Raw genomic sequence first — 12,086 nt, 5'->3', positions numbered from 1 at the left:
GTGTCAACGGGGCAAAACCACGAGGGACGGCGTTTCCTGCGGACCACCGGCCAACATGCCGCGATCGAAGCCGACACGCTGATTGACGGCGCCTACATCCTCCGCATCGGTGACACCGAGCAATCCCACGTCAATCTCGCGGAACCCGCGGAAATCTTCTACGAGTACCTGCGCAGGATCGGCCATGTGGTGGATCTGCTCGCGCCAGGCGGGCAAGCCATCACTGCCCTTCATCTCGGCGCAGGGGCCTTGACCCTGGCCCGCTACATCGAGGCGACAAGGCCCGGTTCGGAACAGCACGCCGTCGAACTCGAACGTGAATTGCTCGACTTCGTGCTGCAGAAGTTGCCCATGCCGGACGGCACCCGCTTGGAGACGCATATCGGCGACGCACGCGAAACCCTCGCCGAGCTGCCCGCGGAACTCGAGTTCGACGTCGTGATCCTGGACATCTTCTCCGGTCCCGAGGCACCGGCGCATATCGCCTGCCAGGAGTTCTATGAAGAGGCCGCGGCGCGGCTCCGGCCCGATGGGGTGCTCATCGTCAACGTCGGCGACGAGGCAGCCCTGAGCCTGGTGCGCAGCCAGGTCGCCGCGATGCGCCGGGCGATGCCCGACGTTGCAGCCTTCGCCGAGAGCGGCATGTTCGCCGGCCGCTACCCCGGAAACATCATCCTGGTGGGGACGCGCCGGCCGTGGCCGGCCGAGTGGACGGCGGAACTCCTCGCCCGTGGCCCGCACCCCGCGGCGGTGCTGAGCGGAGTGGAGTTGGACCGCCTATCGGGCTAGCGCCGCAGCTCCGGCCAGGCATGCGCTAGACGGGTTCGGCGAACCAGAGCTTGGTCTCGCCGTACTTCTTGTCGGCAAACCGTTCGAGGGTGTCCGGCCAGTCAGGTTCCGGGGACCGAGAGGAACGCTCGACGACCACCACGGCGCCTTCATCCAGGTGGAAGGCAAGCTTTGCGAGGACAGCCTTCAGGGAAGGCTCATCCAAGGGATACGGCGGATCCAGGAACACCAGGTCCCAGAGGACGTCATCCGCCGCACGTTCCAGGAAGGACTCCACCTTGGAACGATTGACGGAGACAATTCTGCGTCCCAGCACCTGGTTCGCCATGTCTGCATTTCGCTGGCAGACCTCGGAGGCGCGTGCATCAAATTCCACGAGTTCGGCCGAGCGCGCGCCCCGGCTGGCACTTTCGATGCCGAGCGACCCCGAACCCGCATAAAGATCCAGGACCCGGGCATCGTCGATGGCGTCGAGGGCCTCGAGCCGCGAGAACAAGGCCTCTTTGACGCGGTCCGTCGTGGGCCTGGTGGCGTTTCCGGGGACGCTGACCAGCGGATTGCCGCCGACCACGCCGGCAATAATCCGGCTCACCGGCCAACTCCGGGGGCAGCACAATCAGGCGTACCTTCAGGCGTGGATTCCTTAGCCGCGTTCAAGGAACGCCTCCTTTTCGGGGTTCAGATATTCGTCAATCGCGGCGGCCAGTGCCTGTTGGCCCTCCAGCCCGGGATCTTCCGCGACGAGCCGCTGGGCATCAGTGCGGGCGCGGGCAATCACGTCCTCATGCTCCAGGACCCGCAACAGCTTAAGGGTGGAACGCCCACCGGATTGCGAGGCGCCCAGGATATCGCCTTCGCGGCGCAGCTTGAGGTCTTCCTGGGAAAGTTCGAAGCCGTCGGTAGTCGACGCAACGGCGTCAAGGCGCCTGCGGCTGGGATGGCCGGGCTCAAGCGTCGTGACCAGCAGGCACGTGCCTGGAAGACCGCCGCGGCCCACCCTCCCGCGCAGCTGGTGAAGTTGTGAAATGCCGAAACGGTCAGCATCAAGGATCACCATCAGCGAGGCGTTATGGACATCCACACCCACCTCGATCACCGTGGTGGACACCAGCAGCTGGGTCTGGTTGGCAGTGAATGAGGCCATGGTTTCGGACTTGAGTGCCGGATCCTGCCGTCCGTGGAGGGGCTCCACGCGGACGCCGCGGAGGGCGGGCTCCTGGCTGAGCGTTTCGACGACGGCGGTCACCGAAGCGAGCTCGCGTGCGGGGCCCTCCTCCGAAAGTTCGGCGTCGCTTGGTTCCGCTTCGCCCGGGCTGAAGTCGCCGTCGTCGTCGTCTCCGATCTTGGGGCACACGACGTACACCTGGTGGCCGGCGTCGATCTCTTCCCGGGAGCGTTTCCAGATCCTGCCCGCCCAGCCCGGGTTTTCCGCGAGCCCGACGACGTGGGTGGAGATGGGCGCCCGGCCTGCAGGGAGTTCGTCCAACACGGACGTTTCGAGGTCGCCGAAGACGGTCATGGCGACGGTGCGCGGAATCGGAGTAGCGGTCATCACGAGCAGGTGGGGCGGCCGGTTGGCTTTGGCACGCAGGGCGTCGCGCTGTTCCACCCCAAAGCGATGCTGCTCGTCCACCACGATCAGGCCGAGGTCCTGGAACGAGGTTTTGTCACTGAGCAGCGCGTGGGTGCCGATCACAATGCCGGCGTTGCCCGAGGCCGCGTCCAGCATGGCTTGCTTGCGGGCAACCGTCGGCATGGAGCCTGTCAGCAAGGCGACCTGGACCGATCCGGGGCCCTTCCCGGGGTCGCTGTCCAACAATCCGGCCCCGCCCAGCATCCCGGCGCCTCCGAACAACCCGTCGCGGGCCAGCGGGCCCAGGGTCCTCCGGATGGAATCGAAGTGCTGTGCCGCGAGGACCTCCGTGGGGGCAAGCAGTGCCGCCTGCCCGCCGGCATCCACCACTTGCAGCATGGCCCGCAAGGCCACGATCGTTTTTCCGGAACCAACTTCGCCCTGCAGCAAGCGGTTCATCGGCGAGTCCTGTGCCAGCTCGTGGGAAAGCGTCTTTCCGACGGCGGCCTGGCCGGCAGTCAGCGTGAACGGCAGGTGCCGGTCGAAGGCAGCAAGGAGCCCTTCGGGCACGGGGCGGCGAGCGGTTGCCTCTTCGGCAGCCAGCTGGGCCCTGCGCCGCGCCAAGGCAGTCTGCAGAACCAGTGCCTCCTGGTAGCGGAACCGGTCACGGGCACGTTGCCAGTCCGCCGCCGTTTCCGGCGAATGGATCAGCCGGTACGCTTCCCCGACCCCCAGGAATTTCTCCCGGGACGCAATTTCGGCAGGCAGCGGATCCTCGATGCTGTCCACATCGATGGTGTCCAGCAGCGTGGTGATGACCTTGTGGATGGACCAACTGGTGAGCTTCGCGGTGGCCGGATACACGGGAATGGGCATGGCCGCCAGCTTTTCCGGATCGACGGAACCGGCCAGCTCCGGGTCCTCGTCGAGCAGCATGAAGTCCGGATTGGTCATGCCCAAGGATCCCCCGTAGCGGCTGACCTTGCCGGAGAACATCACACGGCGCCCCGGCTGAAGCTCGCTGCGGGCACGGAAGCCGTTGAAGAAACTGATTTTCAATGTTCCGGGAATCTGCTCACCGCTGGCCTCGTCCGTGACCACGACGTCCGTCAACGATCCCCGTCTTGCACGCATTTGCCGGGTTGAATTGGACAGGACCCTGGCGATGAGGGTGGCCTCTTCATCCAACGGGAGTTTGCTGATGGGCGTCAGCTCCCCACGGCTCAGGTAACGGCGGGGAAAGTAGTTCAGCAGCTCCCCGACGGTGTCCAGGCCAAGGTGCTTCTCGATGACGGACGCGGAGCGCTTGCCGATCCTCCGCTCGAGGGGAAGGTGAAGCTCAGTATTCATGCCCGTGCTGGCCTGCCGGAAGGCCTGGGTCGCGCGGCATCGAGAGCTGGCTGACGGAGATGTCGGTGGGCTCGCCGAGTGAGCGGATGACTGCCACGGCGGGTTCAGCTTCCGGAACGTGGACATGCACGCGCCAACGGTAGCTGGCTTCTGCGACGTCCTCATCGTCATCGTCGTCCCCGGCATCATTCGGCCCCGACAGGCCGCCCACCTGGCTTGCGCTGCCGACCTGGCTCATGATGACGGAGTCGCCGAGTTCGTCCAATCGCTGACGGAGCGTGGCGGCGGCCAGCGGTGAAAGGCTGATGGTGCACATGACCTCGACGCCGTCGTCGTCCGGCATTCCAGCATGGATGTGCGGATCCTGCAGGTCGTAGCCGTGCAGCCCGTCCAGGAGTTCATCCTGGAGTTCTTCGCCGAGCACAGCCGAACGCAGGCAGTCCAGGATCAACAACATGCCCACCCCGCCCGCGTCCACTACATGGGCGGCGTGCAGCGGGGCGAGTTGGTCCTCGGTTCGCACTACTGCATCCAGCGCGGCATTGACAGCGGCATCGAGGGCCAGTCCCAGCGCCTGGTTGCTGTCATCGCGGTTGTGCGCAGTATCGCATTCGCCCGCTGCCCTGGCGGCGGCTTCGAGAACGGAGAGCATGGTGCCCGGTACCGGCTCGCTCAAGGCCGACCAAGCCCTGATCTGGGCCCGGTTGAGGGCTGCGGCCAGCAGGGGCGCACTGAGGCGCGTGTGCCCGGCCAGCGGCTCAGCCACTGCGCACAAAAAGACGGCAAAAAGTGTTCCGGAGTTACCCCGGGCCTGCTCCATGGCCGCCCGTCCTGCCGCGGCCAGAACGGCGCCGACGTCGTTTACCGGTTCGTCCGCCGTGGAACGATCGGCGAATACTGCCGCAGCGGCGCGGACAGTGAGGTAGAGGTTGGTGCCGGTGTCGCCATCTGCCACCGGGAAGATGTTGATGGCGTTGAGGCGGTCGCTGTGGTTCCCGAGCGTCGTCTCCGCTTTGCCCAGCCACCGCTTCATGGCGTGCGTATTGGCGGCAATCTTAGTCTGCAAAGTGATCCCATCCCACGGTGTCAACGGGCATTCCCGCTATCCGGACGCCGCTGTGCTGTCCTTCGGCAACGGCCTGGATCGAGCCTATCGCAGTGAAGCCGGAAGGTCGCTGAACATTGGCTGGAAATGTCGCCAGCAGACCATGGTCCTCTCCGCCCCCCAGGATCCAGTCCATGGGATCGCGGCCAAGGGGAGCCGAGGCAGCTTCCAGGGGAGTGGCAAGGGCCTTGAGCGCGATGGGGTCGAGGTCGAGTGCGACGCCACTGGCTTCGGCGAGGCGGGCGCCGTCGCGCAAGAGCCCGTCGGAGACATCCATCATGGCCGTTGCTCCTGCCTTGGCACCCTGCGGTCCCGCGGCGAGAGGCGGCTGCGGCCTGCACTGGCTGTCCATGAGTCCGCGCTGGGCAGCGTTCAGCTTGCCTAGGGGTATGGTGCTTTCAAGCAGGGCCAGGCCGGCTGCGGCGCGGCCAACACTTCCGGCAAGGGCCAGGATGTCTCCCGGACGGGCCCCGGAGCGCAACACAGCAGGGAGCCCGTGCATTGTCCCGACGACGGCGACGGTCACCCCGATTTCGCGGCCACGGCCCAGGTCTCCCCCGGCAACCGAACAATCGGCAGCCCCCAAGCCGACGATGCCCGCCGTCAGGCCATCCGCGAAGTCCTCGACCCACTGCACCGGAGTGCCGGGCGGCATGGTCAGGCTGACGACGAGGGACACTGCGGTACCACCCATCGCGTTGATGTCGCTGAGATTCTGCGCTGCCGATTTCCAGCCGACGTCATAGCCCGTCGTCCGGTATCCGTTGTTCCATTCCAGGCGGAAGTCCTGGTCCTGGGTCTGGGTGTCGATGGAAATGAGGGTCCGGCCATCCGGGGCGGCGACGACGGCGGCGTCGTCCCCCGGCCCGAGCAGCACGCTGCTGCTGTGGTTCAGGCGCGGAAAGATGCGCGCGAGCAGCTCGCCTTCGGAGAGTTCGCCGACAGTCTGTTGTTCTATGGACACAGCTCTACGCTATCGCGAACCGCCGACAACAAAGGGCTGCCCCTTGGCGCCAGGGGCTTGCCGCAGCCGCGATAGGCTTGATCAATGCAACAAACGAACGCCGCTGTGTACGTCCGCGCCCTCTGTTCCTTGACAGCCGCGGCGGTTTCGGTCCTTACCCTTGCAGCCTGCTCTCCCGTCGTCGACGTCAAGCCCGCGGCTGATGCCGCGAATGCTGCCTGCGCGCCCATGATGGTGTCGCTCCCGGACACCATCGGCGGCGCCGCCCTGCGGAAGACCAACAGCCAGGCCACGGCGGCATGGGGGGATCCGTCTGTGTTGATTCTGCGTTGCGGCGTCAATGTGCCCGGCCCCACCACGGACCGTTGCGTCACCGTCAACGACGTCGACTGGGTCATCAAGGAAGGCGACCCGGTGTGGACCCTGACCACGTACGGGCGCGAGCCCGCCACTGAAATCCTCATGGACCCGAATAAGATCAGCTCCGCCACGGTCCTTGCCGATCTGGCTCCCGCCGCAGCGAAAATCAAGGCCGTTCGCAAGTGCATCGGGCAGCCTGAGCTGCTGCAGAACCTGCCCACGAGCACCCCTGGCAAGTAGCAGACGCGGCAGCCAGGCCGGTTATCAGCGCAGGCCGGTTATCAACGCAGGCCCGTTTTCCGGTTGAGGGCCAGGTAGATGAGTTCGTCGATCAACTCGGCGTAGCCCAGCCCGGAAGCCGCCCACATTTGCGGATACATGCTCTTCGGGGTGAATCCGGGCATCGTGTTGATCTCGTTGATGATGAGTTCGCCGTCCGGAGTGTAGAAAAAGTCCACGCGGCTGAGGCCTTCTGCACCCACAGCATCGAACGCAGCCGCAGCGAGCTCACGGACGCGCGCAATGGCCTCGTCCGGAATATCGGCCGGGCAGCTAAGGGCGGCGGCGCCGTCCTCCACATACTTGGCGTTGAAGTCGTAGAACTCGTGTTCGCCTGGAGCGACGGCGATTTCCCCCGGCATGGAGGTTCGCGGGGCCGCGGTGCCTCGTCCTTCAAGGACCGCACACTCGATTTCACGGCCAACAATGCCGGCCTCGATCACCAGTTTGAGGTCATGCCGCCGTGCTTCTTCGATAGCGGCATCCAACCCGTCCATGGAATCGACTTTGGAAATCCCCATCGAGGAACCGGCGCGGGCGGGCTTCACGAAGACCGGAAAGCCGAGGCGGTCCACGCGTTTGCGCACGGCTTCGGCGTCGTTGATCCATTCACGGTCAGTGACGGCGACATACGGTCCCACCGTAAGTCCGGCGGCCTCGAAAACGACCTTCATGAAATGCTTGTCCATGCCGACGGCGGATGCGAGGACTCCGGCTCCCACGTAGCGGGTGTCCGAGAGCTCCAAGAGCCCCTGGACAGTGCCGTCTTCGCCCCAAGGGCCGTGCAGGAGCGGAAACACGACGTCCACGGAGCCCAGTTCCTCGGGCACCGCATTCGGTGCTGTGACGATCAATTGGTGGGCTCCACCCACTTCAGCGAGGGTTACGGTCTTTCCCGAAGGCAGGACCTCAGGCAAGGCCGAGGCGCTCAGCGACCACTGGCTGATGTCAGCGGAGGGGATCACCCACTGCCCCGACTTGGCTATCCCGATGGGGACGACGTCGTACTTGCTCTTGTCGATAGCGCCCATGACGCCCGCCGCCGTCACACAGCTGACGGCGTGCTCGCTGGATCGGCCGCCAAAGAGTACGGCGACGCGAGGCCGCCGATGTTCGGCTGGCTTCGCGGACTCGGCAGTTCCGGCAGACAGGGATTCTTCGGTCACAGTTAGTAATCGCCTTCGGACTTCAGGGAGCGGGCCAGGAGTCTGGGCCCAAGTTCATCAACGGATAGTTTGCCTTCGAGGACGGCTACCACGGCCGCGGTGATCGGCATGTCGACACCGAGTTTTCCGGCTAGTTCGTAGACAGCGTACCCGGATTTAATGCCTTCCGCCGTCTGCGTCATACGCTCGGTGACCTGATCCAGGGTCAAACCTTCGCCGAGCAATCGACCCGCCGTGTGGTTCCGGGACAGGGGCGAAGAGCAGGTAGCCACGAGGTCCCCCAGTCCGGCAAGGCCTGCCATCGTGCGCGCGTCGCCACCCAGGGCAAGGGCCAGCCGAGAGGTCTCCGCGAGCCCGCGGGTGATCACCGAGGCCTTGGTGTTGTCGCCCATTTGCTTGCCTTCGCAGATACCGACGGCCAGGGCGATCACGTTTTTCACGATCCCCCCGATTTCGACGCCGACCACATCGTTGCTCGTGTAGGGGCGGAAGTACGGCGCGGTGCAGTAGAGCGCGAATGATGCAGCCGTAGCTTCGTCGCTGCAGGCCACCACGGAGGCCGTCGGTTCCTGGCGCGCGATCTCCATCGCCAGGTTGGGTCCCGAAACAACGGCCACCCGCTCCTGGGGAATATCGAGTTCCTCGGAAATGACCTGGCTCATGCGGGAATCCGTACCGAGTTCAAGGCCCTTCATAAGGGAAACGACCACGGCGCCAGGGGCCACCAGTGGTTTCCATTTGCGCAGTTGAAGCCGAAGCGACTGGGCCGGCACGGCCAGAATTACGATTCCGGCGCCCGCAAGGACCTCGGCCACATCTGTTGAGGCCGTGATGGAATCGGGCAGCGCAATGTCCTTCAAGTACTGGGCGTTGCGGTGTTCCGCATTGATCTGGGCAACCACTTCGTCCCGCCGGCCCCAAATGCGGATACTGCGCTCCGCACCGGTGGCAAGTGCAGCATCCGCCAGGACCTTTGCGAACGTCGTGCCCCAGGATCCCGCGCCAAGCACGGCGACAACACCTGTGTCGGCCATGAGTTCTTCTCCGGAGGTCACTTCTGTCCGTCCGTGCCGTCGGTGCCCGAGGTTCCTTCAGTCGCTTGGAAGCGACCGTGCTTCGACTGGTTGTGGGCGGCAGGATCCCAGCGTTCCTTGGGCGGTTCTTCCCCCCGCAATGTAGCAAGAAGCTCCGTGATGGCACCCATGATGATGTCCGTAGCCTCAACCAAGGTGGCCCGGTCGAGTGGCCGGCCCTGGAAAGCGCTGAGGTCCACGGGATCGCCTACCAGGATGCGGGAGGTCTTCCGCGGTAAGACGTGCAGGCGCTTGGCGTACCGGGGGAACACCTCATGGGCACCCCAATGGGCAATGGGTACCACGGGGGCGCCGGTCTGGATTGCCAGGCGCGCAGCTCCCGTGTGGCCCTTCATCGGCCACAAATCCGGATCGCGCGTCAGGGTGCCCTCCGGATAGATGATGATGGCCCCGCCGGCATCCACCACTTCCTGGGCGGCTTGCAACGAGCGGTTCGCCCCCGTCGTCGAGCGCTCCACTGGAATCTGGTTCGTGGCGCGCAACAGGCTACCGAGGACGGGGGCCTTGAAGAGGCCCGCTTTCGCGAGGAAATGCGGTGGACGCTTCATGTTGTAGAGCATGTGCCCCACGACGATGGGGTCGATCTCGGTGCAGTGGTTCGGGGCGGCGATGAAGCCACCCGCGGGGAGCTTTTCGGTACCCTCCCACTTCTTTGCCATGAGGATGTTCATGAGCGGTCGCGCAGCTCCCGCAAGAACAGCGAACATGGCACGGCTCTGGGCCGATTCCTTCAAGGTGTCCCCCGTTACTTGGATTCGGTGAGGTCGAAATCGGCGCCCAGCCCGGCAAGCTTTTCAGTGAAGCGCTCGTAGCCGCGGTTGATGATGTCGATCCCGGTCACCCTCGACGTGCCGGTCGCGGCGAGCGCCGCAATAAGGTGGCTGAATCCGCCACGGAGGTCGGGAATGTCGATGTCGGTGCCCCTCAGCGGAGTGGGTCCTGAGACGACGGCGGAATGCAGGAAATTGCGCTGGCCGAAGCGGCACGGCACGCTCCCAAGGCATTCGCGGTGGACCTGGATGGTTGCGCCCATGCGGGTCAGGGCGTCGGTGAAGCCGAAGCGGTTTTCGTACACGGTTTCGTGGACAATCGACACGCCTTCAGCCTGCGTCAAGGCGACCACAAGCGGCTGTTGCCAATCGGTCATGAAGCCCGGGTGCACATCCGTTTCAAGGACCAGCGGGCTCAGCTTTCCGCCGGGGTGGTAGAAGCGGATGCCGTCCTCGCGGATATCCATTCCGCCGCCCACCTTGCGGTAGGTGTTGAGGAAAGTCATCATGTCCCGCTGGGAGGCACCCTCCACGAAGATGTCTCCGCGGGTCACCAGGGCAGCGGAAGCCCACGACGCCGATTCATTGCGGTCTGCCAGCGCGCGGTGGTCGTAGCCACCCAAGTCCCGAACGCCTTCGATCCGGATGGTTCGATCGGTCTGGACGCTGATGATGGCACCCATCTTCTGCAGCACAGCGATGAGGTCGATGATCTCCGGTTCGGTCGCGGCACCGCTGAGTTCGGTGATGCCCTCGGCGCGCGTGGCACTCAGCAGGACTTGCTCCGTGGCTCCCACCGACGGGTACGGGAGCGAGATCTTGGCGCCGTGGAGACCCTTGGGAGCGGAAATGTGGATGCCGCCCGGACGCTTTTCGACGACGGCACCAAACTGGCGGAGCACGTTCAAGTGGTAATCGATCGGCCGGTCGCCGATCTTGCAGCCGCCGAGATCGGGAATGAATGCTTCGCCGATGGCATGGATCAACGGACCGCACAGCAGGATCGGGATGCGGGAGTCCCCGGCATGGGCGTCGATCGCTGTACTGGACGCAGTCTTCGCATTCTTGGGATCCAGGGTGAGATCACCGGTGACGGGATCCTTCTGAACAGTCACGCCATGGAGCTGCAACAGGCTGGTGACTACCTCCACGTCCTTGATTTCCGGGACGTTCCGCAGCACCGAGGGTTCGTTGCCGAGGAGGGAAGCCACCATGGCCTTGGGAACAAGGTTCTTGGCACCTCTGACGGTGACGCGGCCGGTCAAAGGGACGCCGCCGCGGATTGTCAGAACACTACTCATCTATACCGGTTTCCTCACGAGTTGATGCCCCCACACTTACGAAGGCTCAAGCTAAGCATAAAAGCTGGCGTTACCGATTCGAAATGGGGAGGCGTGGCGAAGGCGGGTTTGCTGGTGCCGGTTGTGACCCGAGCGCGCGCCGGAATCAACTCCGCACCCGGAAAGGACCGGCGCTCCCGGTAGTTCAGGTGCCATGGTCCATAGCTGGTGCAGTTGGTGGCCCGAGCGCGCATCGCGTGGCGCGTTCGTTCCCGTTTTCGCAGGACTTTTCCACATACGACGACGGCGGGCTGGCCGCCGGACGCGGTGCCCCTAAGGCTGGAGGCATGCCACCTTTCCGGCCCGATCCATGGATAACCCCGCATTCCAACCCCAAGGACGACCATGGAGGGCGCACGGTTGCAAGAATGGCCCTGCGCAATGAACTAGTACGGGTTCGTCGGGGTTTGTACCTTCCGGTCAGCCGATGGATGGAGCTTGAGCCGTGGGAGCAGTTCCGCGTTAAAGTCCAAGCCGTGAACGACGCCGCCCGCAAGCCGCCGGTCTTCTGCGGCCAATCAGCAGCCGTGTTGTGGGGCCTGCCGCTGATCGAGGTGCCTGAGGAAGTCGAGACGCTGGTCATGCCGGGACCTGGCGGCGGCAGGTCCCGGAATGGCATAAGGCGCCGCTTGGCCGTCCCGGAGGATTGCGAAGTTGTGATGCTGGACGGCCTGCGGGTTACCTCCATGGACCAGACCATCAGGGACCTCGCCGCCATGTTGCCCCTCACGGGATCGTTGCCGGCCGCGGACCGCGCAGCCTCGTTCTGGAGTCAATCGGGGCGATCCCCGGAGGAATTCGGCGAAAGAGTCCTCTCTCAACTCGGTGGGCTGAGCAAAGTCAAACAACGGCGAGTGCAAAGAGTACTTGCGGCGGCTGATCCCGCGTCCGGTTCGCCGGCGAATCATTGAGCCGCGCCGTGATGATACTGGCCGGTGTTTCGAAGCCCGAACTGCAGGCAGCGCATCGGGACGCACAAGGGCTGATCGGTTACTCGGACTTCCATTGGCCGGAATACGGCGTCGTGGGCGAATTCGATGGCTGGGCGAAATACAGTCGGGGCGAATATCTGGCCGGACGCAGCCCGGAAGACGTGCTGAAGGCCGAAAAGATCCGGGAGGACCGCCTGAGGGCAACGGGATTGACCCTAGTCCGCTGGATGTGGCCGGAAGCGAAAGACGGCGCCGAACTCTTGTTGAAGCTGCACAACGCCGGGATCAGGCCATGAACACATCCGGCGAAACGCGTCACGCACACGAAAAGGACCGGCGCACCCGTTCCTTCGGGTGCACCGGT

At 64.7% G+C, this 12,086-nt stretch carries 12 protein-coding genes; 4 read left to right on the top strand and 8 right to left on the bottom strand.

Going from position 1 to position 12,086, the window contains the following annotated elements:
* Nucleotides 1-789, top strand: a complete 789-nt coding sequence (locus ABH924_RS13680) for a spermidine synthase (RefSeq protein ID WP_404499563.1) — start codon at nucleotides 1-3, stop codon at nucleotides 787-789.
* A 25-nt stretch (nucleotides 790-814) separates the two neighbouring features.
* Here the strand turns inward: ABH924_RS13680 and rsmD are convergent, their stop codons facing one another.
* The 4 genes from rsmD to thiL are packed head-to-tail and all read right to left on the bottom strand — an operon-like array spanning nucleotide 815 to nucleotide 5,781.
* Entirely contained in the window at nucleotides 815-1,381 is a 567-nt protein-coding gene (gene rsmD / locus ABH924_RS13675; RefSeq protein ID WP_234752004.1) for a 16S rRNA (guanine(966)-N(2))-methyltransferase RsmD, read from the bottom strand.
* A gap of 51 nt (nucleotides 1,382-1,432) precedes the next feature.
* Nucleotides 1,433-3,712 carry an ATP-dependent DNA helicase RecG gene (locus ABH924_RS13670; protein ID WP_404499561.1) on the bottom strand — a complete coding sequence of 760 codons (2,280 nt, stop codon included), beginning with the start codon at nucleotides 3,710-3,712 and terminating at the stop codon, nucleotides 1,433-1,435.
* A complete protein-coding gene (locus tag ABH924_RS13665; protein WP_404499618.1) occupies nucleotides 3,702-4,745 on the bottom strand; it encodes a DAK2 domain-containing protein in 1,044 nt (347 codons plus the stop codon). The genes ABH924_RS13670 and ABH924_RS13665 overlap by 11 nt, the downstream gene beginning before the upstream one ends.
* A 22-nt stretch (nucleotides 4,746-4,767) precedes the next feature.
* Entirely contained in the window at nucleotides 4,768-5,781 is a 1,014-nt protein-coding gene (gene thiL / locus ABH924_RS13660; RefSeq protein WP_234751992.1) for a thiamine-phosphate kinase, read from the bottom strand.
* A gap of 84 nt (nucleotides 5,782-5,865) precedes the next feature.
* Between thiL and ABH924_RS13655 the strand changes: the two genes are divergently transcribed.
* Nucleotides 5,866-6,381 carry a DUF3515 family protein gene (locus tag ABH924_RS13655; protein WP_404499559.1) on the top strand — a complete coding sequence of 172 codons (516 nt, stop codon included), beginning with the start codon at nucleotides 5,866-5,868 and terminating at the stop codon, nucleotides 6,379-6,381.
* A gap of 41 nt (nucleotides 6,382-6,422) precedes the next feature.
* Here ABH924_RS13655 and ABH924_RS13650 read toward each other — a convergent pair whose 3' ends face one another.
* Genes ABH924_RS13650 through murA form a run of 4 tightly spaced genes read right to left on the bottom strand, consistent with a single transcriptional unit; the run spans nucleotide 6,423 to nucleotide 10,751 of the window.
* Nucleotides 6,423-7,571, bottom strand: a complete 1,149-nt coding sequence (locus tag ABH924_RS13650) for a D-alanine--D-alanine ligase family protein (RefSeq protein ID WP_404499616.1) — start codon at nucleotides 7,569-7,571, stop codon at nucleotides 6,423-6,425.
* Between the two features lie 17 nt (nucleotides 7,572-7,588).
* Nucleotides 7,589-8,620 (bottom strand): NAD(P)H-dependent glycerol-3-phosphate dehydrogenase, encoded by a 1,032-nt coding sequence (locus tag ABH924_RS13645; RefSeq protein ID WP_404499614.1) that lies wholly within the window; start codon nucleotides 8,618-8,620, stop codon nucleotides 7,589-7,591.
* A 17-nt stretch (nucleotides 8,621-8,637) separates the two neighbouring features.
* Nucleotides 8,638-9,414, bottom strand: coding sequence for a lysophospholipid acyltransferase family protein (locus ABH924_RS13640; RefSeq protein WP_404499557.1), 777 nt, complete (start codon nucleotides 9,412-9,414; stop codon nucleotides 8,638-8,640).
* 11 nt (nucleotides 9,415-9,425) lie between these two features.
* A complete protein-coding gene (gene murA / locus ABH924_RS13635; protein WP_059387657.1) occupies nucleotides 9,426-10,751 on the bottom strand; it encodes a UDP-N-acetylglucosamine 1-carboxyvinyltransferase in 1,326 nt (441 codons plus the stop codon).
* A 515-nt stretch (nucleotides 10,752-11,266) separates the two neighbouring features.
* On the opposite strand from murA, the gene ABH924_RS13630 reads away from it, so the two are divergent.
* Together ABH924_RS13630 and ABH924_RS13625 are read left to right on the top strand one after the other, a co-directional pair.
* Nucleotides 11,267-11,701 carry a hypothetical protein gene (locus ABH924_RS13630; RefSeq protein ID WP_404499555.1) on the top strand — a complete coding sequence of 145 codons (435 nt, stop codon included), beginning with the start codon at nucleotides 11,267-11,269 and terminating at the stop codon, nucleotides 11,699-11,701.
* Between the two features lie 8 nt (nucleotides 11,702-11,709).
* Nucleotides 11,710-12,018, top strand: coding sequence for a hypothetical protein (locus ABH924_RS13625; RefSeq protein WP_404499553.1), 309 nt, complete (start codon nucleotides 11,710-11,712; stop codon nucleotides 12,016-12,018).
* Nucleotides 12,019-12,086: the final 68 nt, after the last annotated feature.

Origin of the sequence: Arthrobacter sp. GAS37 (assembly GCF_044908325.1) — a bacterium.
Lineage (GTDB): Bacteria > Actinomycetota > Actinomycetes > Actinomycetales > Micrococcaceae > Arthrobacter > Arthrobacter ramosus.
The sequence above is the reverse complement of the archived record's forward strand: the minus strand, read 5'-3'. Positions and strand labels throughout refer to the sequence as shown.

Coding starts and splice junctions, on each gene's coding strand:
- ABH924_RS13655 (WP_404499559.1), top strand. CDS start 5,866: ATGCAACAAACGAACGCCGCTGTGTACGTCCGCGCCCTCTGTTCCTTG.
- ABH924_RS13670 (WP_404499561.1), bottom strand. CDS start 3,712: ATGAATACTGAGCTTCACCTTCCCCTCGAGCGGAGGATCGGCAAGCGC.
- ABH924_RS13645 (WP_404499614.1), bottom strand. CDS start 8,620: ATGGCCGACACAGGTGTTGTCGCCGTGCTTGGCGCGGGATCCTGGGGC.
- ABH924_RS13665 (WP_404499618.1), bottom strand. CDS start 4,745: ATGAAGCGGTGGCTGGGCAAAGCGGAGACGACGCTCGGGAACCACAGC.
- murA (WP_059387657.1), bottom strand. CDS start 10,751: ATGAGTAGTGTTCTGACAATCCGCGGCGGCGTCCCTTTGACCGGCCGC.